This is a genomic window from Saccharopolyspora karakumensis (assembly GCF_004349225.1).
Classification (GTDB): domain Bacteria; phylum Actinomycetota; class Actinomycetes; order Mycobacteriales; family Pseudonocardiaceae; genus Saccharopolyspora; species Saccharopolyspora endophytica.
On record NZ_SMLA01000008.1, the window covers coordinates 143,641 to 169,612 of the forward strand.

Sequence of the window (25,972 nt, forward strand, 5' to 3'; positions counted from 1 at the left end):
CGTTGCGGTGCGATCGTCGTCTCGGCCAGCTTCCACACGCTGACCACGCAATCCGCTTCTCCTGCGCTGGTCCCGCCGTCGGGAAACCTCGGAACCGGTCACGCCGAATTCGACTGTGTGATTCCGGACTGCACGACGGCCAGAGGGCTTCCCGGTCCGCGGCTTCAACGCCCTTTATCCACGGTGGCCATCGACTGCGTGCGGCAGCCGACGACCTCCGAAGGCTGCCGATCTACCCAGAACGAGTCGTGAGGGTGAGGCCTCACCGCGCGGCGGAGGCCTCCCGGTTCGTCCTCGCCTGTCCGCAGCCCCCGATTCCTGGAGGGGCTGTGGTGGTCGAACCGGTCTCGAGAAGTCGGGGTGCTGCTGTGCGCAGGCACAAAAATCATTGCGAACACCTCTTAACAAATTCTAACAAGATGTGTCGCAGTGTCTCGCAGCGTGACAACGCTCGGCTTCGTACCCCCAGAAGGAGCACCTGCATGACACCGACATCGCCGTCGGCCTCCCGCTCGTTCCTCGGCATGTCCCCAGCACTGCTGTGGGGCTATGTCGCCATCGCCTTCTTCATGACCGGGGACGGTCTGGAACAGGCCTTCCTCTCCGACTACCTGGTCACCCAGGCGGGCTTCAGCACGTCCCAAGCCGGCACGTTGCTCACGGTGTACGGCCTGGTCGTCGCGATCGCCGCGTTCGTCTCCGGCATCTTGGCCGAGTACGTCGGGCCGCGACGGGTGATGGCGGTGGCCACGATCGGCTGGATCGTGTTCCACGCGGGTTTCCTCGCCTTCGGCGTGATGCAGCACAACTACACGCTGATGCTGGTGATGTACGCGATCCGGGCCGTGGCCTACCCGATGTTCGTCTTCGGGTTCGTCGTGTGGATCTCCTACGCGGCGCCGCAAAACCGGATGTCGTCGGCCATGGGCTGGTTCTGGTGCTCGTACTCGCTGGGCGTCGGCGTCTTCGGCTCGTACCTGCCGAGTCTGACGATCCCGTGGATCGGGACGGTGGCCACGCTGTGGAGCGCGATCGCGTTCATCGCCGTCGGCGGTGTGATGGCGACGTTCCTCGTGCGAGGCCGTGGGCCTTCGATCTCCGGTGACCGCACCCTGCGCGGTCTCGGTGCCACGATCGTTGAAACCGTCCGGATGCCGTTCGAGAACGTCCAGCTCGCCTACGGCATGGTCCAGCGGATGATCAATCAGCTCGCGCTCTACGGGTTCATCGTCATGCTGCCAATCGTGTTCACCCGCGACATCGGCTTCAGCCAGGAGCGGTGGTTGCAGCTGTGGAGCCTGGTCTACCTGGTCACCGTGTTCACCAACCTGATGTGGGGCGTGATCGGTGACCGGATCGGCTGGGTGCGGACGGTTCGCTGGTTCGGCAGCCTCGGCATGTTCGCCGCGACGCTGCTGCTGTACTTCACGCCGGTGCTTGCCGGGCCGAACGCGCTGCTGACGGCCGGGGCCGTGGTCCTGTTCGGCGTCGCCATCGCGGCCTACGTGCCGCTGTCGGCGCTGATGCCCGCGTTGGAACCGTCGCGCCGCGGCCAGGCGGTGGCACTGCTCAACCTCTCCGCCGGTGCTTCGCAGTTCGTGGGATCGCTGCTGGTCACCGTGCTGTGGGACCGCATCGGCACAACCGGCACCGTACTGGCGCTGGCCGCGACCTACCTGGTCGGCTTCGGCCTCAGCTTCCTGCTGAAGGTCGACCAGGGCGCGTTGGCCGACGCCGACGCACGCCAGCAGCCCGCGAGCGCGTCGGCGACATGAACACTCTTGCTCACAGCAGCCGGCGGACCCGCTTGCGGTACTCCTCCAGCTGCGGATCGTCCGGCTCGAGCTCGGTGCACAGCGTGGTCACGTCTTCCAAGGCGACCGAGGCGGCGCGGTCGCGCGCGTCGAGCTTGGCGGAGTCGGCCCCGAGGACGGTCCGGTGCGACACCCGGGCGCAGACCTTCTTCAGCGCGGCTTCTTCCACCGTCGATTCGAAGCAGGTCCCGCCGTCGATGCCGCCGGTGGAGGCGAAGAACACGTCGGGGGTGAGCTGCTCGACCGTGGCCTCGGCCAGCGGGCCGATCAAGGAGTCGCTGCGCTCGTCGAACCGTCCGCCGGTGAGCTCGGCCGTTACCCCCGGCCGGCCCTGGAGCACCTGGAAGGTCTGGATGTTGTTGGTCAACACGGTCAGCGACACGGCCGAGGGGATCAGTGCCGCGAGCCGGTACATCGTGGTTGACGAGTCCAGCACGACCAGGCCCTGCGCGGGGACCAGCGGCAGCAGCTTCTCCGCGATCAGCCGCTTCTCGGCGGCACGGGCACTCTCGCGGCGCTGGAAGCTCGCCGGCTCGGTGTGGCGGGCCCCGCCGCGCACTCGGCGAGCGACGCCCTCGTTCTCCAGCTGCCGCAGGTCCCGGCGGACGGTCATCTCGCTGACCCCGAGGGCCTCGGCGGCGTCAGCGAGGGAGACCGAGCCGGTCGATCGCAACTCGGCGCGCAGCCACTCGACGCGTTCCTCCATGGCCAGACTGTTCACGCTCTGCATCGTATGACCCACTCGACGCCGTTCACGGCACCACCACTCGGAGCCCGCTCCGAAGGAAGGACCACCATGTCTGCCCGCTCGCCCTTCTCCGTCCTCGCGGCGGGAGACCGGTTCATCAAGCCCGGATTCTTCCGCGAGGAGATCACCGACCGGCTCGGCTCCCGCGCCGAGGTGGCCGAGCTGGAGCTGCCGTGGCCGGATGAACCGTTCGGCGGCATCGCTGAAGTCGGCGAGGCTTCGGGCACCGAGGACGAGCTCATCGCGGCCCTGCGCGGGCACCGCGGGCTGGTGACCCAGCTGGCGCCCGTCACGGAGCGGGTCCTCGACGCGGTGCCCGAGCTGGAGTTCGTCGGCGTGGGTCGCGGCGGGCCGGTCAACATCAACCTGGACGCGGCCGCGGCGCGCGGCGTGCGGGTGGTCAACGTGCCGGGCCGCAACAGCGTCGCGACCGCCGAGATGACGCTCGCGCTGCTGCTGGCTGCGTTGCGGCGCTTGCCGATCCTGCACGGGAGCCTGCTGCGCCGCGAGTGGCGCGGGGACTTCTACCGCCACGACGAGGTGGGACGCGAGATCGCGGGATCGACCGTCGGCCTGCTGGGCGCCGGGGCCGTCGGCCAGCACCTGGCCCGGAGCGTGGCCGCGATGGGCGCCGAGGTCGTCGTCTACGACCCGTACCTGCCCGACGGCGCCGTGCCCGAAGCCCGCCGCTGCACCGACCTGGAGGAGCTGTTCTCGATCAGCGACGTGCTCTCGGTGCACGCCCGATTGACCCCGGAGACCGAGCAGGTGGTCAACGCCAAGCGCATCGCACTGATGCGTCCCGGCGCGATCGTCGTCAACGCCGCGCGCGGCGGACTCGTGGACTACACCGCTCTCGCCGACGCGCTCGCCGCCGGTCACCTGGGCGGAGTGGCGGTCGACGTGTTCCCAACCGAACCTGTCGACATGTCCCTGCGTCTGCTGGACCTGGCCGATGACGGGGCCAACGTGGTGCTCGCGCCGCACGTCGCGGGCGCCAGCCGGGAGACGGCTCGGCGGGCCGCCGCCGGGGTGGCCGAAGAGCTGCGCCGCCACCTCGACGCCGAAGCGGCGCTGCACCCGGTCGGGCCGAAGGCGGGGGCGTGATGGCATCAGGCGACGCCGAGATCCTGCTCGGCATCGACGTCGGCACCAGCGGGGTCAAGGTAGTGGCCACCGATCTCGAGGGCCGCCTGGTGCGGTCCTCGACGGCGCGCTACGACACCCAGGTCGACTCCGACGGGCGCGGTTCCGACCAGGACGCCGGCAGCTGGTGGAGCGCGATCACCTCCGTCACCGGAGGAGTCGTCGCGGGCGCCCGGGTGCTGGCCGTGGCCGTGACCAGCCAAGCTCCGACCCTCGTACCGGTAGACGACCGGGGACGCGAGGTGGGTCTCGCGCTGACCTGGCTGGACCGGCAGGCCGTCGCCGAGGCCGCCGAGATCGAGCGGATCGCGCCCGGTCACCGCAACGGTCCGGACCCGTTCTTCGGCACTGCCAAGCTGCCGTGGCTGCTGCGCAACCGGCCAGAGGTCGCCGCGCGAGCCGCCCACGTCGTCTCGGCCAACGGCTACGTCGCCGGCCGCCTGACCGGCCGAACCACCCTCGACGACTCGTCGGCGTCGCTGATGCAGGGCTTCGACGAGCAGGCGAACGCGTTCGACGAGCGGTTGTTCGGTCGCGGGCTGGGCATCGAGCTGCTGCCGCCGATCGTGGCCACCACCGACGTGATCGGTGCGGTGACGGCCGACGCCGCGTCGGAGACCGGGATTCCGGCCGGTGCCCCGGTCGTCGCCGGCGGGGTCGACTCCGTCGGGTCCGCCGTGGAAGCGGGGATCCTCGACGTGGGTGGGCCGCTGGTGGAGATGACCGGGTTCTCCAGCGCCACCATGCTGGCCGTTCCCCCGGGCACCCACGTGCCCGGCTTCATCCACGAGCGGCACTGCGTTCCCGGCGTGGACCTGCTCATCACGGCCCAGGTGACGGCGGGCGCGACGGTGGACTGGGTGAACCGGCTGGCGGGGGAGGACCTGCGGGATTCGGCCGCGCTGCTCGCCCGCTCCCGCCCCTCGCGGTTGACGACGGTGCCCAGCTTCGCCGGCGAGCGCACACCCACCTGGAACCCGCGGGCCCGGGGGATCATCGACGGCCTCGATCTGGCCGCAGACGGCGTCGAGCTCATGCTCAGCGTGCTCGAGGGCAACGCCCTGGCGCTGGCCGATGACGTCGCGGAACTGCGTGCGCGCGGATTCGCCGTGGACCGCTTGCTGAGCACCGGCGGGGGCTCGGCGTCCACGGCTTGGTTGCAGATCAAAGCCGACGCCCTGGGCGTGCCCGTGCTTCGCCCGCGGGGCGGGCACGGCGCCGCGCAAGGCGCCTCCTACCTCGCCGGTCTCGCGATCGGCGTTCACGACGTCGGCAAGCTCCAGCAGTTCGCCGCCGACATCGAGCACGAGTTCACCCCCGACACCGAGTTGCACGAGCGGTACGAACACCGGCGAGCGCACTTCAGCCGGGTTCGCGAGCTCAACCGGGCGCGGGCGACCGAAACTCCGTGATCCCGCGCATTTCCCACTACTTCGAGGAGTTCCTGAGTGTCTGAGCAACCCGCTGTCGAAGACCTGCTGGCGCGGTCGCACCGGCTGGGTGCCGATCCCACGACCACCAACTACGCGGGCGGCAACACCTCCGCCAAGGGCGCTGCGATCGATCCCGTCACCGGCCGGGAAGTCGAGCTGCTGTGGGTGAAGGGATCTGGAGGTGATCTCGGCACCCTGACCGAGAAGGGCCTCGCGGTGCTGCGCCTGGACCGGATGCGTGCGCTGGTCGACGTCTACCCTGGGGTCGAGCGCGAGGACGAGATGGTCGCCGCATTCGACTACTGCCTGCACGGCAAGGGCGGAGCCGCACCGTCGATCGACACCGCCATGCACGGACTCGTCGACGCCCCCCACGTCGACCACCTGCACCCCGACAGCGGCATCGCGATCGCCACCGCCGCCGACGGCGAACGGCTCACCGAGACCATCTTCGGCGACCAGGTCGTGTGGGTGCCGTGGCGGCGCCCCGGCTTCCAGCTGGGCCTGGACATCGCCGAGATCAAGGCGGCGAACCCCCAGGCCAAGGGCTGCATCCTGGGCGGCCACGGGATCACCGCGTGGGGGGAGACCTCCGAGGAGGCCGAGAAGAACTCCCGCTGGATCATCGACACCGCAGCCGCCCACATCGCCGAGCACGGCGACCCGGAGCCCCTCGGACCGGTCGTCGCCGCGTACGAGCCGCTGCCGGAAGCCGAGCGGCACGCCCGGGCCGCCGCGCTGGCCCCGGTCGTCCGCGGCCTGGCCTCGACCGACCAGCACCAGATCGGGCACTACAACGACGGCGAGGCCGTGCTGGAGTTCCTCTCCCGCGAAAAGCTCGGTGTCCTCGCCGCTCTCGGCACCTCGTGCCCGGATCACTTCCTGCGCACCAAGGTTCGACCGCTGGTGGTGGACCTGCCCGCCACGGCGCCGCTGGCGGACGTCGTGGCGAGGTTGAAGGAACTGCACGCCGAATACCGGCAGGAGTACCGCGCCTACTACGAACGGCACGCCACTCCGGACAGCCCGCCGATGCGCGGTGCGGATCCGGCGATCGTGCTAGTCCCGGGTATCGGCATGTTCTCCTTCGGCAAGGACAAGCAGACGGCCCGGGTGGCCGGCGAGTTCTACGTCAACGCGATCAACGTCATGCGCGGCGCCGAAGCGCTGTCCACCTACGCGCCGATCCCCGAGAGCGAGAAGTTCCGCATCGAGTACTGGGCGCTGGAGGAGGCGAAGCTGCGGCGCATGCCCGCGCCCAAGCCGCTGGCCGGGCGCATCGCGCTGGTGACCGGCGCGGGCTCGGGCATCGGCAAGGCGATCGCCGAACGGCTCGCCGCCGAGGGCGCCTGCGTGGCGGTGGCCGACCTCAACGCCGACGCCGCAGCCGAGGTCGCGACCGGGATCGGCGGCAGCGACAAGGCGATCGCGGTCACCGCCAACGTCACCGACCGAGACGCCGTTCAGTCCGCTGTGGACGCGACCGCGCTGGCCTTCGGCGGGATCGACCTGGTGGTCAACAACGCGGGCCTGTCGATCTCCAAACCGCTGCTGGAGACCACCGAGCAGGACTGGGACCTCCAGCACGACGTCATGGCCAAGGGTTCGTTCCTGGTCTCGCAGGCGGCCGTGCGTGCCATGATCGACCAGGCGATGGGCGGCGACATCATCTACATCTCCTCGAAGAACTCGGTGTTCGCGGGCCCGAACAACGTCGCCTACGGCGCGACGAAGGCCGATCAGGCGCACCAGGTGCGGCTGCTGGCCGCCGAGCTGGGCGAGCACGGAATCCGCGTCAACGGCGTCAACCCCGACGGCGTGGTGCGCGGGTCGGGCATCTTCGCCGGTGGCTGGGGCGCGCAGCGCGCCGCGGTGTACGGCGTCGCCGAGGAGGACCTCGGTGCGTTCTACGCGCAGCGCACGCTGCTCAAGCGTGAGGTGCTGCCCGAGCACATCGCCGCGGCGGTGTTCGCCCTCACCAGTGGTGAGCTGACCCGCACGACCGGGCTGCACGTGCCCGTCGATTCCGGTGTCGTCGGCGCATTTCTACGTTGAACGAACCGCAACCGGCTGCGGGGCCGACAAACTCGGCCCCGCAGCCACCCGATTCCGGTCATCGCCGGTGGTCCTCGTGTTGTTGACACCTCGCGCGGGGCCCACCAGCAGCGGCTTCTAGCTCGGTTGGGTGAGCGGCATCGTCGCCGCGGTCTTCGTCTTCGGGGTTCTCGCCGCGGTGACGGGCCTGGCGTCGGGAGGGGCACCGCCTGCCGCGGTCTCGTGGCTCAAGCTCGGGTTGGGAGTGATTCTGCTCGTGGTGGCCATGAGTCGGTGGCACGCCGATCACAGCGGGGGTGACGAACCGCAGCTACCCGGCTGGATGGCGGCGGTCGATGCATTCAGCCCTGCGAAAGCAACGGGCATCGCCGTGATCCTGGCGGTGGCCAACCCGAAGAACTTTGCCTTGACCCTGTCCGCCGGCGTGCACGCCGAAAGGTGAATCGGAGTCTTCGGTTCCTCTCTTCTTGTTCACGCTGAGTGCGTCCGTTGCGCCCGGGGTCGCCTGGTTCACATGGATAGCGGCAACTGGAACAAATGGCCTTCGGACGCAATGGAAGGAGAGGAGGCAGTAAAGGCCCTCGCCGAATTCTTTCGCTCGCAGATCGCCAGTAGATCAACGACGCTGGTAGCACTGTCGATGGACGGTAATGCTTCCTTTTTCTGCAGCCGGTGGCGCAGAGGGCATTACTCGATCCGAGACTGTCCCGTCGGCGTCCAGGTGGTGAGATCGTTGGGGTCACCATGCCAGAAGGTGACGGGGCCGACGGCGAGTGTGCCGGTGAGCCAGAACGTCTGGTCAGGGTCCCATCCCGCGAGCATCGTGCAGGCTCCGTCGACCGGCAGTGCGCGGCCCGCTGTGCTCACGTAGCCAGCGACGGTCAGGTGCACGGCGTCGTAGTCGGCGGCAACCGCCATCCAGTCCGGGAGCCACCCAGCGTCCTTCCCAGCCAGTGACCTTCCGCCAGTGAGGGTGCCGGGAAACCTCCAGCGGATACCGCTCGGCCAATTCACTCCAGGCCGTTGGACCGGTGATCTCATAGACGCTGGGTGTACGCGCCGGCCGTACTGACCGACACCACGCCCGCTTTGACCCAAAGCCGTCTTCTTCCAGGCAGAGCCCGAGCGGGCCCATTCCGGCCAAGGCGCGGGTCGTGTGGACCACGGTCCGCGACGGCGTGGACCACCAGACTGCCGAAAACGGCGCCGACGCTCGCCAGTCGGCCAACTCTTCCGACGTCCGCGCGACTCTCGGCGGCCCGGTGTGGTCGAACTCCACGTGGAACTGCCGGTCGAGGTCGATCGGATCGCACCACCACTGCACGCCCGGCGCCGCCGCGATGGCACGCGCGATCGGGAGCAACTCCTGCACGATGTCCGGGGCAGCCAACGTCCGATCCACTTCGTCGGGTTCCTGCCAGTACATGGCCGCGTCCACCGATTCCGCAAGCGGAGCCAACAACGCCGACACTTCCCAGTCGGCCACGCCTTCTCGGTCGCCGATGTTGAAGCACAACCGTCGGCTCCGTGGCCCGGCAACCAGGTCCTCGGCAAATCCCATGCGCTGGACCGTACGCGACCACCCCAATTCAGCGGGCTCGAATTCTTGAAGAAACGATGCTGCGGATCTTAGGTGCGTTGGCCTCGCAGATCGTGGCGCCGGTTGCGGCGGCTGCGCAGAGCGTCGCGCGCGTGGATCGCGGGCGGCGGCCTCGGGTGTCGGAGGGGTGGGCGAGTGTTTCTGTGTTCGTTAGCCGTGGTTTGCCGGTGGGATCGGTTGGTGAGCCCCCGGCTGCATAGTCTCGCCGCTCGTGCGAATCGACAATGACTCCTTCCCGTCCCTCGGCCGTCGCGAACTGCTGGTCGGGGCCGTCGCCACCGCCCTGGGTGCGGGGCTCGTCCCGGCGACCGCCTCGGCGGCGGTCCGGAAGTTCCCGATGCCCACGAATGGTGACCTGACGGTGCTGGTCACCGGTGACGCAGGTACCGGAGAACCCCCGCAGTACGCGGTCGCCGCCGCGGCTCGTCGGTTGGCCCAGGAGAAGGGGTACTCGCTCGCGCTCGGGCTCGGCGACAACCTCTATCTGGACGGGGCGGAGAGCTCCGACGACGACGAGTTCCAGACGAAGTTCGAGCTGCCCAACGCCGGGATCGACGTGCCCTGGCTGATGATCCTCGGCAACCACGACACCAGTGGCCTCATGCCGGGTGGTGGCGATGGACCCGAGCGCGGCGACTTCGAGGTCGCGTACCACGAGAACTCGTCACGGTGGTACATGCCGCACCGCTACTACTCCGTGCCCCTGCCGAGCGCGGCGCCCGCCCCGGTGGTGGAGTTCTTCGCCCTCGACACCAACCCCGTTGCGTCGTTCCTGCCGCAGCGCAACCCCTACTACGCGTGGGACGGATCCTTCATGCAGGAACAGCGCGCCTGGTTGGACGCGCGGCTCAGCGAGTCGCGGGCACGCTGGAAGATCGTGATGGCACATCACCCGTACATCAATAACGGTCCGTACGGCAACGCCGGCGAGTACAACGGGATCACCCAGGACGACTACGCCAGCGGCAAGCACTTGAAGGAGCTCTACGAGCAGCTCGTGGTCGGCCGGGCGGATCTGATCCTGTCGGGCCACGACCACTGCTCCCAGGTCCTCGCCCCGGTGCAGGGCACCCAGCAGATCGTCTGCGGCGCCGCCGCCCACACCGAAGGCGGCCAGAGCAAGATCACCAACGAGTACTACTGGCAGGACTTCGGCCGCCACGGGTTCATGACGCTGGGCATCAGCGCTGAGTCAGTCGTGATCGACGCCTACCTCGTGGAGTCGACCGACCCGGCCACCGCGATGGCGACCCACGCCTTCAGCCACACCATCAGAGGTTAAGCGCGACGACAGCTTGCGCAGTGCACTGATTCGGAGGGTGCCGTATTGGCTGCGGCCGCAGGACGGTCGCAGCATCGGCATCGTGACGAGGCTCGGCGGAGCTGATTGAGCTGGTCTCGGTCGCGGTGTTCGGCTCCGTCCGGTCCATCGGGCCGCTTTCGGTGCTGGAACACGCGATCTTCTGAGGGCGGCCCTTCCGCAGACGGCTTCTCCGTTTGATTCAGTTACTATGAATATAAGGATCGCTCTTGACTGTGGCCGCACGCGTCGCGATGGTTGGCGTGGTGTCCGTCACGACGCGATTAGGCACTCCTCTCCGAATGCTCCGGATCGGTTCCGGGCGTCCGATTCGGGCAACGTGCGCGCATGCCGACGGGCCGAGCTGGGTCCGCAGAACGGCAGCGCGGGCGTCTTTGCCGCGGTGGACGGCGACGAGGAGGTCCGATGGATCGGCGACATCTAGAGTACTTCGTGGCCGTGGCCGAGCACGAATCGTTCACCGCCGCCGCCCACGCGCTGCGGATCTCGCAACCATCGTTGAGCCAAGCCATCAAGGCCCTGGAGAACGAGGTCAAGGCCGAGCTGTTTCATCGGACGGCCCGTGGGACGTTCCCGACTTCCGCGGGTGAGGCCATGCTCGGACCGGCGCGGCAGACCTTGCGCGGGTTCGAAACGACCGCCGCGGCGGCCGTCAACGTCCGGGACCTCACCACGGGTTGGCTCGACGTCGTTGCCGTCGCGTCCGTCGCCTACGACCCGCTGTCGGACGTCCTCGCGCACTATCATGCGTGCCATCCCGGAGTCGTCCTGCACATCGCCGATTCGGGCAGCGCCGATGTCGCGGACCTCGTGCGCACCGGCGCCCACGAAATCGCGCTGACTTGGACTCCCCGCTCCGACGAGGGCCTGACAACGTGTTCGCTCGAACCTGAACCGATCTACCTCGTGGTCGGGCCCGAGCGCGGCTTCACCCACGGAGGATCGGTGACACCGGAGCAGCTGGCCGCCGTGGGACTCGTGGTCAACACCGCATCCCGCGTCTACCTCGCCGATCTGATGCGGGTGCAGGGGATCGTTCCGCGCATCGCGGCCGAGACGACCGCGCGCGAGGTCATCGTGCCGCTCGTGCTCGGCGGCGTTGGCGCCGCACTCCTGCCACCCCGCGCTGCGCGAGACGCCCGCACCCGCGGGGCGGTCGTGTGCCGGCTCGAGGTTCCGCTCGCGCGTCAGGTCACCGCGATGTGGCGCCCGGGCGAGCTCACCCCGGCGGCGGAGGCGCTCGTCGGAATCCTCGGCACGCCGGGGCTCACGGCTCCGCCTGACCCGACCCTGTGACCGCGGCGGTTCAGCCACCCTCGGAGAACCTGATCACGCTGCGTGCTCCGTCGGATCCGTCGAGGGCCTCGAGCCCGCGGTTCACCTCGTCGAGTCCGATCGTCTCCGAGATCAGCTCGTCGAGGAGCAGCCGACCTTGGAGGTACAGCCGGCAGTAGCGGGGAACTGCGAGCCGGAAGTGCCGAGATCCCATCTTGCTTCCCTGCAAGCGCTTCTCCTGCAACATCGAGCGAGCGGGGATGCGCACGGCCTCGTCTTGGGCGGAGAATCCGACCACGGTGGCGGTACCGAACGGCCGGATCATCGCGTACGCTTGTTCGATGGTCGACGCGCGGCCGACGGCTTCGAGCGCGTGGTCCACGCCGCCGCCGGTCAGCTCCGCCACGGCGTCGACGGGATCGACGGCCGAGGCGTCGACGACGTCAGTCGCACCGAAGAGGCGCGCCCGCTCCAGCTTCGCCGGCAGCACGTCGATCGCGATGATCCGCGACGCGCCGTGGAGCCGGGCGCCCTGCACCGCGTTCAGCCCCACTCCACCGCAACCGATGACGGCGACCGTGTCCCCTGCCTCGATGCGCGCTCGGTGCGTCACCGCGCCGACGCCCGTCAGCACCGCGCAGCCGAGGAGTGCTGCGCGTTCGAGCGGCATGCTCTTGGGGATCGCCACGGTGGCGTTCTCGTGGACGAGCATCCGTGAGGCGAATCCGCCGAGCCCGGTGAAACCGGTGACCCGGGCGCCACCGCGAACCAGCCGCGGCGGCATCCCTTCACCGCGTTGCGCGGGAGGCGCGGGACACTGCTGCGGAACCCCGCGCAGGCAGCGTTCGCACACGCCGCAGGACGGGGTCGCGGCCACGACGACGTGGTCGCCCACAGCGACCGCCGTCACCGCCGAGCCGACGCGTTCGACCACCCCCGCCGATTCGTGGCCGAGCACCAACGGGAGCGGCAGCTCCTTCGCCCCGAGCTGCATCGTGCGGTCGCTGTGGCAGATGCCCGATGCTGCCGTTCGGACGAGCACCTCGTCCGGCGAGGGCTCGTCGACCTGCACCTCCTCGACCACCAGCTCCGAACCGAACTCCTCGAGTATCGCCGCACGCATCGCCGTCACCTCGTTCCTCCCCGCTCTCCACCCGCGGTCGTTGGCAGCGCCTCCTTCAGCGGAGCGGCCGAATCCGCGCACGTCCGGCCCACGGGCGCCGGTGTCAGGGTGAAGCCCTCGTAGTCTCTCTCGGCGACCCGCGCGCAAGTCTCGCGATACGCGACGAGCCCTCCCGGGTACGGCATGAAAACCTGAGGTTTGCCGGGCACATTGGCACCGAGGTACCAGGAATTCGCCTGGGGGTAGAGGGTTCGGACCGCCAGCTCGTTGACGTGCTCGACCCACCGGGCTTCCGCTTCCTCTGTGGCCTCGACGTGCCGGATCCCGCCGGATTCCACGCGGGTCAGCAGTTCGCCGAGCCATTCGACGTGGTGCTCGATGGAGACCACGACGTTCGTCAGCACCGACGGGCTTCCGGGTCCCGCCACGACGAACAGATTCGGGAAGCCGGCCGTCGCCAGCCCGAGATAGGTCACAGGCCCGGCAGACCACTTCTCCCGCAGGGACAGCCCGTTCCTCCCTCGGATGTCGATGCGGGCGAGGGCGCCGGTCATCGCGTCGTACCCGGTGGCGAACACGATGGCGTCACAGGGGTGGGTGCGCGCGGACGTGCGCACGGCCTCAGCCGTGATCTCCTCGATCGGATTCTCCCGCACGTCGACGAGTTCGACGTGCTCCGCGTTGTAGGTCGCGTAATACCCGGTGTCGACGCACAGCCGCTTGGCCCCGATGGGCACGCCCTGCGGGCACAACCGTTCGGCGACCTGGGGGTCCTCGACGATCTCGCGGATCTTCGAACGAACGAACTCGGCCGCGGCGTCGTTGGACCGGGGGTTCAACAACACGTCGTCGAACGCCGCGGGCAGGCCTGAGCCGCCGTGCTCCCACCGCTGTTCGAACGCGACTCGACGTTCCTCCGGTGACACCTCGATCGCGGAGCGGTCCCCACGCACAACCGTGGTGCCGGTCGGGGAGTCCCGGGTGAGGCGCCGGCGTTCCGGGTAGGTCTCCTTGATCCGCCGCTGCTCCTGGGGGCTCAGGGCGCGGTTCCGCGCCGGCACGCTGAACGTCGCGGTGCGCTGGAACACCGTCACGCTCGTGGCCTGCTCGGCGATCAAGGGGATCGCCTGCACCCCGGAGGAACCCGTGCCGATGACCGCGACGTGCGAACCGCGGAAGTCCACTCCGTCCTCGGGCCACTGGCCGGTGTGGTAGGTCCGACCGCGAAATCGCTCCGCACCGCGAAAATCCGGGATTCGCGCCGCCGACAGGCACCCCGTCGCCATGACCACGTAGCGCGCGGTCACGTCATGTCCGCGGTCGGTCCGCACCCTCCAGAGCCCCGTGCCGTCGTCGAAGTGCGCCGACGTGACCCGGGTGTCGAGAGTGATGCCGTCGCGCAGGCGGTATCGATCGGCGACGTGGTCCAGGTAGGCGCGGATCTCCGGTTGTGCTGGATAGCGTTCGCTCCACTCCCACTCCTGGTCGAGCTCCGGATCGAACGAATAGCTGTAGTCCCAGCTCTCGACGTCGCACCGAGCCCCGGGGTACCGGTTCCAGAACCACGTGCCGCCGACCCCACCGCCAGCCTCGAACACCCGGGTCGCGAGACCGAGCCCGCGCATCCGGTGCAGCGCGTGCAGGCCGGAGAACCCCGCGCCGACCACCACGACGTCCAGATCGGCGATCGCATCACCTCGTTCGTCCGCTCTCATGACTCTCCCTCCGGAGCGCGGCTCCACGGTGGACGGACGGGCCGATGCTTCGCCGCCGTCGTCGGTCCACGTTCAGCCTCGGCGATCACGAACAGTGATGATCAGAGTGACGGTTCCGTCGCGGTGCCGCAAATACCGGTTTCCTCACCACGTCATTGGTTGTCGCTATCAGCCCTGGTCAGCGACGATCGGCCGCGATGATCGCGACCTGCACGACCAACGGTCACGCATTGACAACCGCTGAAAACAATGCGAATGATTATCTTGGAAATGGGGAGGTGATCGCCTGTTCACCCGCCCGGAGCCCATCGGCTCCCGTCCGGGTCGTTCACCCACCGCCCACGTGAGCCACAGCAACTGATGGATGGAGCTCCCATGGCGCACGAGACCGACTCAGTCCGATTGCCGCACGTTCCCGACGCTCTGGTTGCCGCCCGAACCACCGTCCGGCATCCCGCGGCTGACGACCTGCAGGGTCAGCTCACCGCCCTGGCCGAAGTGCGGGACCGGGAAGCCATCCGCGACCTCGCACTGCTCTACACACGTGCCGTCGACGGCTACGACCTGGACGTCGTCGTCGACATGTACACCGACGACGGAGTGTTCGACCGTCGCGGACGCGCGAGCGAAGGCCGAGAAGCCCTTCGGGCCGCCTATGCCGCACCGATGCGGACGTACCGGACCATGATTCATCGCGTCGACGCGCACGTCGTCGAGCTGACCTCCGCGGACGACGCCGTCGGATGGGTCGCCGGGTACGCGGAATTGGCCGACGAGCGCACCGTCGTAGCCGCCGTGTTCCGCTACGACGACGTCTACCGCAGGGTCCGCGACCGGTGGCGGTTCGCCCGCCGATCGATCCGGTTCCAGTACGCGATGCCGTTCGACTCGCTCGCGAAGGGGCTCACCGCGCGGGATCGATTGCGTTGGCCTGGAACCGAATCCCGCGACGCCGACTATCCCGAAACCCTGCCCGGTTGGGCGGCGATCCGGAATTGAGAAGGGGAAGACCGAACGACGGCGAGAGAAGGACACGCAGATGAGTGAGGGACGCCTGGCGGGCAAGGTCGCGCTGATCACCGGTGCCGCATCCGGCTTCGGCCGCACCGCGGCGCTGCGCTTCGCCTCCGAGGGAGCCGCCGTCGGCTGTGCCGATGTCGACGAGGACGCGGTCGAGAAGACCGCCACGATGGTCACCGAAGCCGGCGGATCGGCCGTGGCGATGCGGGCCGACGTATCCACGGCCGCCGACTGCGAGCGGATGGTCGAGACCACCGCGGGCAGGCTCGGCAGTCTCGACGTGCTGTTCGCCAACGCCGGTGTCACGGGCGTCGGCAGCGCCCTCAGCACCAGCGAAGCGGACTGGCAGCGGGTCCTCGACATCAATCTCAAAGGCGTCTGGCTTTCCGCCAAGTACGCACTTCCGCACATGCTCGAGCGCGGGGGTGGCAGCATCGTCAACACCGCGAGCATCGGCGGGCTGGTCGGGGTCGGGGAGGTTCTCCCGTACGCTGCGGCCAAGGGTGGGGTCATCGCCATGACGAAGCAGATGGCGTTCGACTTCAGTCCCAGGGGAGTTCGGGTGAACGCGATCTGCCCCGGCACGGTGCCGACCCCGCTGGTGACGGCGACCTACGAGGGCCGTGCCGCGGGCGAAGCCGATCCCGGCGCGGCCGCCGAACAGGCACTGCACCGGATGACGCGGAAGTACCCCATCGGTCATGTCGGATCCACCGACGACGTCGCGAACATGGCCCTGTTCCTCGCCAGCGACGAATCCGCGTGGGTCACGGGCTCGGTGATGACCGTGGACGGTGGGTACACGGCGTTGTGACTCTTTCCTCCCACGGACCGCATCGCCGAGGCGGAGGCGTTCATCCAACGGATTCCTCCGCATAGGGACGCTCAATGGCCCACTCCGATTTTTCGTCTTGGACGTCGGAATCGCCTGCTGCGAACGTGATCTGGCCAAGTGTGTCGAAAGAGGGAGCATCGCTCATGCCGGAGCAACTCGACGCCTACGATGGATTCGGCGGCACGATCGGCCGGACGTTCCGCTCTTCCGAGCCGTGGTGGCCACCGCGCACCGAACCTCCGCGCGACGCCCCCAACGTCGTGGTCGTGGTGGTCGACGACCTGGGATTCTCCGATCTCGGTTGCTACGGCTCGGAAATTGACACCCCGAACGTCGATGCGCTCGCTGCCGCGGGCACGCGCTACGCGAACTTCCACGTGACACCCCTGTGCTCCCCGACGCGCGCCGCGCTGATGACCGGGCTCAATTCGCACGCCGCCGGGATGGGGTACGTCAGCAACGCCGATCCCGGATTCCCCGGCTACGCCGCAGAGCTGCCCGCCAATCAGCCCACCATGCCCGAGATCTTCCGCGCCAACGGATACCGGACGTTCATGCTCGGCAAATGGCATCTGACACGGGATTCCGAACTGTCCGAATCAGGTGACCGCTCGTCGTGGCCGTTGCAGCGCGGTTTCGACGAGTACTTCGGCTTCCTCGAAGCCATGACCAACATGCACCACCCGCATCGGCTCTACGACGGCAATTCCGTCGTCGACGTCGACCAGTATCCGGAGGGTTATTACCTCACCGACGACCTGACCGACCGCGCACTCCGCATGATCCACGGTCTGCGTGCGTCCCATCCGCACACACCGTTCTTCATGTACTTCGCCCACGGTGCGGTTCACGCTCCCTTGCACGCCAAGGAAGCCGACATCGTGAAATACCGCGGCCGCTATGCCATGGGTTGGGACCAGCTCCGCCGGCAGAGGCTCTCGCGGCAGGTGGAACTGGGCGTGGTCGAGCCCGGCACGGAACTTCCCCCGCGCAACGACGAGCCCGGCGAGGACGTCCTGGCCTGGGACGACCTCTCGGCCGACGAGCAACGTCTTTTCGCGCGGTACATGGAGGTCTACGCGGCGATGGTGCACAGCGTGGACACGAGCGTCGGCCGAATCGTCGACTGCCTGCGGGAACTCGGCGAGCTCGACAACACGGTCATCCTGCTGACCAGCGACAACGGCGCGTCGAGGGAGGGCAACGAGCGGGGATCGAGCCACTACTTCCGCGGACGATCCCCTGAACCCGGGAAAACCCATCAGCGAAGGGACTTCCTCGAGCTCGATCTGGACAACTTCGACCAGATCGGCGGTCCCACCACCTGGCCGCACTATCCGCGCGGCTGGGCGATGGCGTGCAACACCCCGTTCCGCCTCTACAAGACGACCACGTTCGCCGGTGGCCATCAGGTTCCGCTGATCCTCTCGTGGCCTCGCAAGGCGACCCACCCGAACTCGATCGTCAGGATGCAGTACGCGCACGTCACCGACGTACTGCCGACCCTGGTGGATCTCATCGGGCTGAACGTGCCGACCGAGCGGAACGGACAACCTGCCGACGCTTGGGTCGGCTCGACCTTCGCGGCGACGTTCAACGATCCGGACGCCCCCACGTCGCACGTCGAGCAGTACTACGAGGTCCTCGGCAGCCGCGGGTACTACCGGGACGGCTGGGAAGCGCTGACGTATCGGGTCCCCATGACCCCGTTCCGCGAGGAACGCTGGCAGCTGTACCACGTGGCGGAGGACCCGACCGAACTCCGCGACCTCGCCGACGACCATCCCGCGTTGGTGGCGGAACTCGCGAAAGCGTGGGAGGACGCGGCGTGGCGGAACCGCGTCTTCCCCCTGTACGAGGGCGGCGGAATCAACTACATCATCCGGCCGGACACGGAGAAGCCCTTCGACGAGCCGGTCGTGCTCCGACCCGGATACCCGACGACGGAGCGGTACCGGTCGAGCCGATTGCTCGCGGGGCGTTCCGTTCGGATCACCGTCGACTGGCGATTCGAGCGCGGTGACCGCGGAATCATCGTCGCCCACGGCGGACAGGAATCCGGCTACCTCCTCTACGTCGACGAGGACGAACTCAGGTTCCTCATCAGTTCGTGCGGTGAGGAGCATTCACTGGAAGCCGTGCGGCTGCCCGCGCGGTCGGACTCGGTCGCGGTCGACCTGCACTCGCCGGGAGGCGGTCGATGGGATGTCGAGCTGCGGGTCAACGGCGAGCCCGCCGCGCGCACCGACGGACTTCCGCAACTGTTCTCGTTCATGCCGTTCGAAGGCATCGACATCGGGCTCGACCGTCGTTCACCGGTGTGCTGGCGCCTCTACGAACGCGAGGGGTCGTTCCCGTTCACGGGGACGCTCAACACGGTGACCTACGTACCGGGCGAACGGGCACCCGATGCGCCCGAGGTCCTGCTCGAACAAGCGAGGTCCGTGGGCAGCGCCCTGGAATGAGCGCGTTCGCGCACTGACGCCGCGACAGCTGGAGCCGGGCTTCCGCGCTCTCCGGCTCCACCCGCCGGCGGTCATCGGCCACGGCCGCTTCAGGTGGCCGGTCTTCGATTCTCCCCGACTTCTGCACAACCACGATGTTCTGCGATCACCAACGAAGGTGGTGCGTGACAGTGAACCGACCGACCGCGGCCACACGAGTCGCCCGCACGGTCTGGATCCTCTGCTTCGCCGTCGTCTTCCTCGACGGCTTCGATCTGGTCATCTACGGAACGGTGCTTCCCTCCCTGCTCGCCGATCCGTCCTGGAACATGAGCCCGGAGACGGGAGGCGCGATCGGCAGCTACGCGCTGATCGGTCTGATGATCGGCGCGCTCATGTCGGGCTACATCGCCGATCAATACGGCCGCAGGAAGCCGTTGATCCTCTACGCGGTGATGTTCAGCGTGCTCACCGCGCTGTGCGCTGCCGCGAATGGTCCGGCCATGCTCGGCGTGCTGCGTTTCCTGGTCGGCCTCGCGCTTGGTGGGGCATTGCCGATGGTGATCGCGCTGGTCGCCGAGTACGCACCGGCCGAACGGCGCAACTTCTACAACGCGACGATGCTCGCCGGTTACGCCATCGGCGCTGTGCTCGTGTCCTTGGTGTCCATCTTCGTCGTGCCGAATCTCGGCTTCCGCACCATGTTCCTCGTGGGCGGCCTCATGGGACTTGCCGTGCTGCCCTTCCTCGTCTGGAAGTTGCCCGAGTCGCTGGACCACCTCGTCACCAGCGGCCGTCACGAGCGCGCCCGCGCACTCGCGGACTCGATGGGGCTCGGTGGCGAGGCGGTCGAGCGGCGGGCCGAGGCGATGGCGTTGACGGCGGAGCAGGAATCGGTCGACCGGCTCGTGGCGATTCGTGCGCTGGCCGCACCCGGCTACCGGCTGGCGAGCATCGCGTTCCCCGTGGCCGGGTTCTGCGCGTTCATCCTCGCCTACGGGCTCAACACCTGGCTTCCGGAGATCCTAACGAGCTCCGGCTACAGCCTCGGCTCGTCGCTGGCGTTCCTCGTCGCGCTCAACGCGGGGAGCCTGCTCGGCAACCTCGTTCTGTCCACGGTGGCCGATCGGTCGGGGCCACGGCTGGCCATCGTCATCGCCGGAGGTGTCGCCTGCGTCTGCATTCTGGCGCTGAGCCTGGGTCTGCCGACCGGATTCGTGTACGGGCTGATCCTGGCGGCGGGATTCGGTGCGCTCACGTCGGCGGCCCTCATCTTCGGGTACGCGAGCGGATACTACCCCGGCTACGCGCGCGGCACCGCGCTCGGCTGGACGATGGGCCTGTCTCGTCTCGGTGGCGTGGTCGGCCCGCTGATCGGTGGTTTCGTCCTCGGCGCTTCCGTCGGACCGGAGTGGAACTTCTACATCTTCGGGACCACCGCCCTCGCTCTGTGCGGCGCGATCATGCTCGTCCCACCCTCCCGGCGCTCGTCCCGATCGGACGAGCCCTCCCCGCAGCTCGACAAGGCTTAAGCCGCTCGGAAGGAGCGATCCGTTGAACCGGCGAACGCTACCGATCACGAACCCCGAATCCACCATCGCGCCCGCGCTCGATGCTCGGGCGCAGGACCCGCCGTACCCCGCGGAGGAGCCGATCCGTCCCCCGTCCGGTGCTCCCAACGTTCTGCTCATCCTCATCGACGACATGGGATTCGGCGCCTCGTCGGCGTTCGGCGGGCCGTGCCGGATGCCCGCCGCGGAACGGCTCGCCGAGGGCGGGCTCCGTTACAGCAGGTTCCACACGACGGCGCTGTGCGCTCCGACGCGACAGGCGCTGCTGACCGGCCGCAACCACCACACCGCGGGCATGGGGTCGCTCCCGGACATCGCCACCTCGATTCCGGGCTACACCGCTCGTCGCCCTCGTGAAGTCGCGACGTTGGCGCGCATGCTGCAGGCCAACGGCTACGCAACGGGGGCGTTCGGGAAGATGCACCAGACCCCGGGCGCCGAGTCGACGCCGGCGGGTCCGTTCGACCGATGGCCGACGGGTGAGGGATTCGACAAGTTCTACGGCTTCCTCGGCGCCGAGACCAACCAGTTCACGCCGAACCTCGTCGACGGCACCACGCCCATCGAACCGCCGGGCAGTGAAGAGGACGGCTACCACCTCTCCGAAGACCTCGTCGACCAGGTGGTCTCCTGGGTCCGCACCCACGACACGCTGACCCCGGACCAACCGTGGTTCGCGTACCTGAGCTACGGCGCCTGCCACACGCCGTTCCACCTGCCGCGATCGTGGCGCGATGCCTACCGCGGCGAGTTCGCGCATGGCTGGGACGAACAACGCGAGCGCACCCTGGCCAGGCAACGCGAACTCGGCGTCGTCGGTCCGGACACCGAACTCGCCCCGTGGTGCGACGGGGTCCCACGCTGGGACGAGCTGTCGGACGTCCAGCGGGAGGTGGCCGAACGCCTGATGGAGTCGTACGCCGCCTTCGCCGAACACACCGACGTGCAGACGGGACGGCTCGTCGACGAGCTCGAGGCGATGGGACATCTCGACGACACGTTGATCATCTACGTGCTCGGTGACAACGGGGCGTCGGCCGAAGGCGGCATCGACGGAACGCTCAACGAAGCGGTCACCGCCAACGGGTTCGTCGACACCGCCGAACGCATCCACCAGCAGTTGGACGAGATCGGCGGACCGATGGCGTACGCCCACTACCCGGTCGGATGGGCACTCGCCATGAACACCCCGTACCCGTGGGCCAAGCAGGTCGCCTCCCACTACGGCGGGACCCGGGTCGGCATGATCGTGCACTGGCCGAACGGGATCGAAGCTCGTGGCGAGGTGCGCCACCAATGGCATCACTGCATCGACGTCACGCCCACGATCCTCGCGGCGGCCGGGCTGCCCGAACCCACCGAGGTCGACGGCGCAGCGCAGATTCCGTTCGAGGGAACGTCGTTCAACTACAGCTTCGACGACCCGGACGCCCCGGAGCGCAGGCACACGCAGTACTTCGAGCTGGCGGGAAACCGCGGCATCTACCACGAGGGCTGGACCGCGGTCACGCGCCACCGCATCCCGTGGATGATGGCGGCGCCGGTGCTCTCGTCGTTCGACGACGACGTGTGGGAGCTCTACGACACCAACACCGACTGGTCGCAGAGTCGTGATCTGGCCGAGAAGCATCCCGAGCGTCTGGCGGAGCTGCAGAACCGGTTCGTGGTCGAAGCGGCCAGGCACAACGTGTTCCCACTGGACGATCGTCTCACCGAGAAGATGAACCCTGCGCTCGCAGGACGGCGAGATCTCATGGCCGGGCGGCGCTCCGTCACGCTGTATCCGGACCTTCCCGGCTTGCGGGAGGACGCGGCGCCGAACGTCAAGAACACGTCACATTCTTTGACCGCCGCCATCACCGTCGACGACGCGCCGGCCAACGGAGTGCTCGTCGCACAGGGTGGCCGGTTCGGAGGCTGGTCGCTGTACCTCGTGGACTCCCGGCTGAGGTACTGCCACAACCTCTGCGGCCTGCAGCGGTTCTCCGTGTCCGCCGACACCGCGCTCGAGGCCGGTGAGCACACCGTCGAATTCCAGTTCGCCTATGACGGCGGTGGGAGCGGGCGTGGTGGTACGGGCCGCCTCGTCGTCGACGGGACCGAGGTGGGTTCTGGGAGGATCGAGGCCACGGTGCCGTTCTTCTTCTCGCCCGACGAAACGCTCGACGTCGGCACTGACCGCGGTACCCCCGTCACCGAGGAGTACCCCCAGGGTCCGGCGAACGCGTTCTCCGGCAGGCTCCACTGGGTCCGCATCGACCTCGCCGAGCCGGCGGGGACACCAGAACAGTGACCTTGCCGGCGCCGGTGATGTTGAAACTGATTGCGGAACGGGAGCACCGCACATAGTTGAGGTATCTACGAACTAGTGGACCCGAGGGCGAAGTCGACCAGGACCAGGTGGCTGTGCCGCCGGACCGCTCGCCAGGCCGCTCCTCGGTCACCTTCTCCGCGTCACCCTTGATCAGGCTGCTGATCATGTCGTGGTCGACCGGTGGGCCATCGGGATGCGAGGAGTCCCGTGCCGAGCGGTGGAGCACGTCCGCGGGGGCCGCACGGCCTCGCGTGCGCTCGGCCGAGAGTGGCGAGCGAGCGCAGTTCCGGAAGGTTGTGCGACCACTCTTGAAGAAACAGTGATTATGAATATCAGGGATGTCTTGACTCTTGCTGCGGCTCGGGTGATCCTGGTTGCAGATAACGCCCTGCGGCTCTCCCGTCCGTCGCTGATCGTGCACTGTGGACTGGTATGCCCGGTGCTACGGGTTCCCGAGGTGCCGGGAGATCTGTCGCGTGCGCAATCCCCCCAGATGGAAAGGCGACTCGATGTATCGGCTCACGGCGATTTACGATCACCCGTCCGACCCCGAGAAGTTCTTGAAGCACTACCGCGAAGTGCACGCGGTTCTAGCGACCAAGCTGCCGAAGCTGAGGAACTACGAATGGGGCGTGACCGAACTTCCGGACGGATCGAAGCCGGCGCACTTCCTGGTCGCGGTCCTCGACTTCGACAGCAAGGAAGACGCCTTGGCGGCCCTGCAGTCGCCGGAGGGCGAAGCCGCCTCGGCTGACATCGCGAAATTCACCACGCCAGACGCTTTCCAGATGTCCTTCTCCCAGGTCATCAAGGCGACCTAGGTTCGGCCGCCGCCCCCGGAATCCCTGTGCGGACTCGGGCGTCGCGCTGCGCAGGTGGCGCACGCGTCCGCGCAGCGCTGACGGGACGAGCTCCAGGCGGGCTCAGAACCAGGCTCTCGAACGGCGACCGGAGGTGCCGAACCTGAGGTTTCGGCCACGAGCACATACCCTCTCGAGGAGTCCATGGTGGACAGATTGCAGGACAGGGTCGCCCTCGTCACCGGTGCCGCGAGCGGCATCGGCAGGGCGACCGCGGAGCGTTTCGCGGAGGAAGGCGCTGCGGTGCTCGTCACCGACATCCAAGACGCCGCCGGTGAGGAAGTCGCGGACGGGCTCAGGGATTCCGGAGTCCGGGCGGGTTTCCTGCATCACGACGTGGCCTCCGAGGAGTCGTGGCAGGAGGCGATCGACCACGTCGTCGCGGAGTTCGGGGGGCTCGACATCCTCGTGAACAACGCCGGGATCGGGGATGTCGCCCCGCTCGAGGAGACGACGAAGGAGCAGTACGAGCGAACGATCGCCGTCACGCAGACCAGCGTGTTCCTGGGCATGAAGGCGGCTGCGGAGCAGTTGAAGGCGTCCCGGTACGGCTCCGTGGTCAACGTCAGTTCGATCTACGGCGTGGGTGGCGGGTTCGGCACCTCGCCCGGTTACCACGCGGCGAAGGGGGCTGTCCGGTTGCTCACCAAGAACACCGCCATGCGCTGGGTCGGTGACGGCGTGCGGGTGAACTCGGTGCATCCGGGGTTCGTGGACACCCCCATCCTCGACAATGTGAAGGGAACCGAGATCGAAGCGGGCATGGTCGCGGTGATGCCGATGGGCCGGCTGGCTCGGCCGTCCGAGATCGCCGCCGCCATCGCTTTCCTCGCCAGTGACGACGCCTCGTTCATGACCGGTTCGGAATTGCACGTTGATGGCGGGTACCTGGCTCGCTGATGTTGCCGTCGATTTCAGCGGGGTCCTCGAGAGTGCGCTCGAGGACCCCGCGTGCTGTGCTGCTGCGGCATGGGCCGGGTCCGGGGACGGACCTCCTCCACCGGCACAGCGCGCAAAACACGATCACGTTCTCAGAGCAAGGCATCCGGGTCGGCCAGCGATTCCGGGTCCGGTTTCGCGCCGGCATCGATCGCCGCTCTGGCGTGGATCATCTGCTTGGGCTGATCAATGCTGAGGTGAGCGTTGAGCGTGCCGTCGGGTGCGAGCCAGGCCGCTCCCCACTTCGCCGAACCCCTGCCTCGGACGACGACCGCGTCCTCGGCGCCGTGCTGGCCGACGTACTGGATCTTGTGCCCGAACTGGTCGCTCCAGAAGTAGGGAACCGGGTCGTGCACCGGCAACGGCTCCGGGCCGCCGTCGCCGCCCAGGATCACCGCTGCGGCGACGTCCGGACCGGTTCGCGCGTCGTCCCAGTGCTCAACGCGCAGGTGCCTGTTCCACCGCACCGACCACCGGGCGGCGACATCGCCCACCGCGTAGACGCCCGGCCTGGTGGTGCGCAGGTGCTCGTCGACCACCACCCCGCGGTCGACCTCGACCCCGGAGCCGCTCAGCCAGTCGGTCTGCGGGCGCACTCCGATACCTGCCACCACGACATCCGCGGTGAGGTGCGACCCGTCGCCGAGCCGCACGCCGGTGGCGGTCACCTCGGTGACGCCCACCCCGAGGCGCAGGTCCACGTCGGACCACCAGGGCAGGAACAGCGCGCCGACCTCGTCGCCGAGCGCGGTGGACAGCGGTGCCGGGCCCGGTTCGACGCAGGTCACGCGGCGTCCCAGCCGGAGTGCCGCCGTGGCGACCTCTCCACCGATCCAGCTGGCTCCGGCGAGCACGACGTGGGCTCCCGGGCGCAGTCCGGCGCGGAGCCTCGCCGCGTCCTGCGCGGTGCGGACGACGTGCTGCGGGCCCGATCCGGGGAGCGGGACGGGTGCTGAGCCCGTCGCGATGACCAGGGTGCTGAACGGGATCTCGCCCTCCGCCGTCTGCACCACGTCCCGATCCGGGGCGAGGCCGGTCGCAGCGACGCCCAGCCGGAGATCGGCTTCGAGCAGCTCGAAATCGGTGCGCAGGGTCGTGTCGCGCTCCTCCAGGAGCGCGGCCTTGGTCAGCGGTGGCCGGTCGTAGGGCGGGTGGGGTTCGGCGCAGAGCACCAGCAGCTCGCCGTCGTGCCCCTTCGCGCGGAGCTGTTCGCACACCCGGGCCGCTGCCAGGCCGCCGCCTGCGACGACGATCCGGTTCATGAACCGCTCTCCGTCGCCAGCGCGCGCTGTTGAGCGCGGGTGGAGTTCTGCAAGCCCATCTCGACTCCTTCTGCGGGTCGGCGCGGTCCCATTCGGTGGTGGCTTTCGGAGAAGCCGTCGACCTGCGATGCTTTCGCGTCGCAGCCCTTCGCTTTGGCCTGATAATGGTTATACTAGATGGGTCGGCTGTCAACGATGCAGGCCGAGTTGGTCGAGGAGGATCCATGCGAGTTCAGGTCGACGCGAACCAATGCCAGGGGCACGGGCTGTGCCAGATGACCTCGCCCGATGTGTTCGCGCTGCGCGACGAGGACGGGCACGCCTACCCGATCGCGGAGGAGGTCGACGGCGCCCTGGTCGACGCGGCTCGCGATGGCGCGGACGCGTGCCCGGAGCGGGCGATCAGCCTGAAGTGACGCCGAGCGGGCTGCGCGTCCCGCGGGGTCGTCCGCCGCCTGGCGGTTCGGGCGCGCTCGCTCGGCCTGCGGGGGAGGGGG

20 protein-coding genes are annotated in these 25,972 nt (G+C 68.5%); 15 read left to right on the forward strand and 5 right to left on the reverse strand.

What is annotated here, in order from left to right; translation table 11 throughout:
• Nucleotides 1-482 precede the first annotated feature (482 nt).
• The gene (locus tag E1202_RS08405) at nt 483-1,775 is read left to right on the forward strand and encodes an MFS transporter (RefSeq protein WP_132681997.1); all 1,293 of its coding nucleotides are present in this window, start codon (nt 483-485) and stop codon (nt 1,773-1,775) included.
• A gap of 10 nt (nt 1,776-1,785) precedes the next feature.
• Here the strand turns inward: E1202_RS08405 and E1202_RS08410 are convergent, their stop codons facing one another.
• Complete coding sequence (locus tag E1202_RS08410; protein WP_165943785.1) at nt 1,786-2,535, reverse strand: DeoR/GlpR family DNA-binding transcription regulator; 750 nt, start codon at nt 2,533-2,535, stop codon at nt 1,786-1,788.
• 75 nt (nt 2,536-2,610) lie between these two features.
• Here E1202_RS08410 and E1202_RS08415 point away from each other — a divergent pair, with 75 nt between their 5' ends.
• From E1202_RS08415 to E1202_RS08430, 4 genes are all read left to right on the forward strand, one after another.
• Nucleotides 2,611-3,669 carry an NAD(P)-dependent oxidoreductase gene (locus tag E1202_RS08415; RefSeq protein ID WP_132681999.1) on the forward strand — a complete coding sequence of 353 codons (1,059 nt, stop codon included), beginning with the start codon at nt 2,611-2,613 and terminating at the stop codon, nt 3,667-3,669.
• A complete protein-coding gene (locus tag E1202_RS08420) occupies nt 3,669-5,120 on the forward strand; it encodes a xylulokinase (protein ID WP_132682000.1) in 1,452 nt (483 codons plus the stop codon). The genes E1202_RS08415 and E1202_RS08420 overlap by 1 nt, the downstream gene beginning before the upstream one ends.
• Nucleotides 5,121-5,156: 36 nt before the next feature.
• A complete protein-coding gene (locus E1202_RS08425) occupies nt 5,157-7,196 on the forward strand; it encodes a bifunctional aldolase/short-chain dehydrogenase (RefSeq protein ID WP_132682001.1) in 2,040 nt (679 codons plus the stop codon).
• 130 nt (nt 7,197-7,326) lie between these two features.
• Nucleotides 7,327-7,638: a GAP family protein gene (locus E1202_RS08430; RefSeq protein ID WP_132682002.1), complete on the forward strand. Its 312-nt coding sequence runs from the start codon at nt 7,327-7,329 to the stop codon at nt 7,636-7,638.
• Between the two features lie 357 nt (nt 7,639-7,995).
• Here E1202_RS08430 and E1202_RS08435 read toward each other — a convergent pair whose 3' ends face one another.
• Entirely contained in the window at nt 7,996-8,757 is a 762-nt protein-coding gene (locus E1202_RS08435; RefSeq protein ID WP_132682003.1) for a hypothetical protein, read from the reverse strand.
• A gap of 250 nt (nt 8,758-9,007) precedes the next feature.
• On the opposite strand from E1202_RS08435, the gene E1202_RS08440 reads away from it, so the two are divergent.
• Both E1202_RS08440 and E1202_RS08445 read left to right on the forward strand, forming a co-directional pair.
• Nucleotides 9,008-10,078: a metallophosphoesterase gene (locus tag E1202_RS08440; RefSeq protein WP_207918513.1), complete on the forward strand. Its 1,071-nt coding sequence runs from the start codon at nt 9,008-9,010 to the stop codon at nt 10,076-10,078.
• A 444-nt stretch (nt 10,079-10,522) separates the two neighbouring features.
• Entirely contained in the window at nt 10,523-11,413 is an 891-nt protein-coding gene (locus E1202_RS08445) for a LysR family transcriptional regulator (RefSeq protein WP_165943786.1), read from the forward strand.
• 10 nt (nt 11,414-11,423) lie between these two features.
• Here the strand turns inward: E1202_RS08445 and E1202_RS08450 are convergent, their stop codons facing one another.
• On the reverse strand, nt 11,424-12,515 hold the full coding sequence (locus tag E1202_RS08450; RefSeq protein ID WP_132682005.1) for a Zn-dependent alcohol dehydrogenase: 1,092 nt from the start codon (nt 12,513-12,515) through the stop codon (nt 11,424-11,426).
• A 5-nt stretch (nt 12,516-12,520) separates the two neighbouring features.
• Nucleotides 12,521-14,230: a flavin-containing monooxygenase gene (locus tag E1202_RS08455; RefSeq protein ID WP_132682006.1), complete on the reverse strand. Its 1,710-nt coding sequence runs from the start codon at nt 14,228-14,230 to the stop codon at nt 12,521-12,523.
• A gap of 375 nt (nt 14,231-14,605) precedes the next feature.
• Between E1202_RS08455 and E1202_RS08460 the strand changes: the two genes are divergently transcribed.
• The 7 genes from E1202_RS08460 (at nt 14,606) to E1202_RS08490 (ending at nt 24,174) form a co-directional block, all read left to right on the forward strand.
• Entirely contained in the window at nt 14,606-15,229 is a 624-nt protein-coding gene (locus tag E1202_RS08460) for a nuclear transport factor 2 family protein (protein WP_165943787.1), read from the forward strand.
• A 40-nt stretch (nt 15,230-15,269) separates the two neighbouring features.
• Nucleotides 15,270-16,064 carry an SDR family NAD(P)-dependent oxidoreductase gene (locus tag E1202_RS08465; protein WP_132682008.1) on the forward strand — a complete coding sequence of 265 codons (795 nt, stop codon included), beginning with the start codon at nt 15,270-15,272 and terminating at the stop codon, nt 16,062-16,064.
• 164 nt (nt 16,065-16,228) lie between these two features.
• Nucleotides 16,229-18,550, forward strand: coding sequence for an arylsulfatase (locus E1202_RS08470; protein ID WP_132682009.1), 2,322 nt, complete (start codon nt 16,229-16,231; stop codon nt 18,548-18,550).
• A gap of 164 nt (nt 18,551-18,714) precedes the next feature.
• Nucleotides 18,715-20,061, forward strand: a complete 1,347-nt coding sequence (locus tag E1202_RS08475) for an MFS transporter (protein ID WP_165943788.1) — start codon at nt 18,715-18,717, stop codon at nt 20,059-20,061.
• Between the two features lie 22 nt (nt 20,062-20,083).
• Nucleotides 20,084-22,393, forward strand: a complete 2,310-nt coding sequence (locus tag E1202_RS08480; RefSeq protein WP_132682011.1) for an arylsulfatase — start codon at nt 20,084-20,086, stop codon at nt 22,391-22,393.
• A gap of 530 nt (nt 22,394-22,923) precedes the next feature.
• Nucleotides 22,924-23,235, forward strand: a complete 312-nt coding sequence (locus tag E1202_RS08485; RefSeq protein ID WP_132682012.1) for an EthD family reductase — start codon at nt 22,924-22,926, stop codon at nt 23,233-23,235.
• Between the two features lie 183 nt (nt 23,236-23,418).
• Entirely contained in the window at nt 23,419-24,174 is a 756-nt protein-coding gene (locus tag E1202_RS08490) for an SDR family NAD(P)-dependent oxidoreductase (RefSeq protein WP_132682013.1), read from the forward strand.
• Nucleotides 24,175-24,305: 131 nt separating this feature from the next.
• Here the strand turns inward: E1202_RS08490 and E1202_RS08495 are convergent, their stop codons facing one another.
• Nucleotides 24,306-25,475, reverse strand: a complete 1,170-nt coding sequence (locus E1202_RS08495) for an NAD(P)/FAD-dependent oxidoreductase (RefSeq protein ID WP_132682014.1) — start codon at nt 25,473-25,475, stop codon at nt 24,306-24,308.
• 224 nt (nt 25,476-25,699) lie between these two features.
• On the opposite strand from E1202_RS08495, the gene E1202_RS08500 reads away from it, so the two are divergent.
• Nucleotides 25,700-25,891 carry a ferredoxin gene (locus E1202_RS08500; protein WP_132682015.1) on the forward strand — a complete coding sequence of 64 codons (192 nt, stop codon included), beginning with the start codon at nt 25,700-25,702 and terminating at the stop codon, nt 25,889-25,891.
• Nucleotides 25,892-25,972 lie beyond the last annotated feature (81 nt).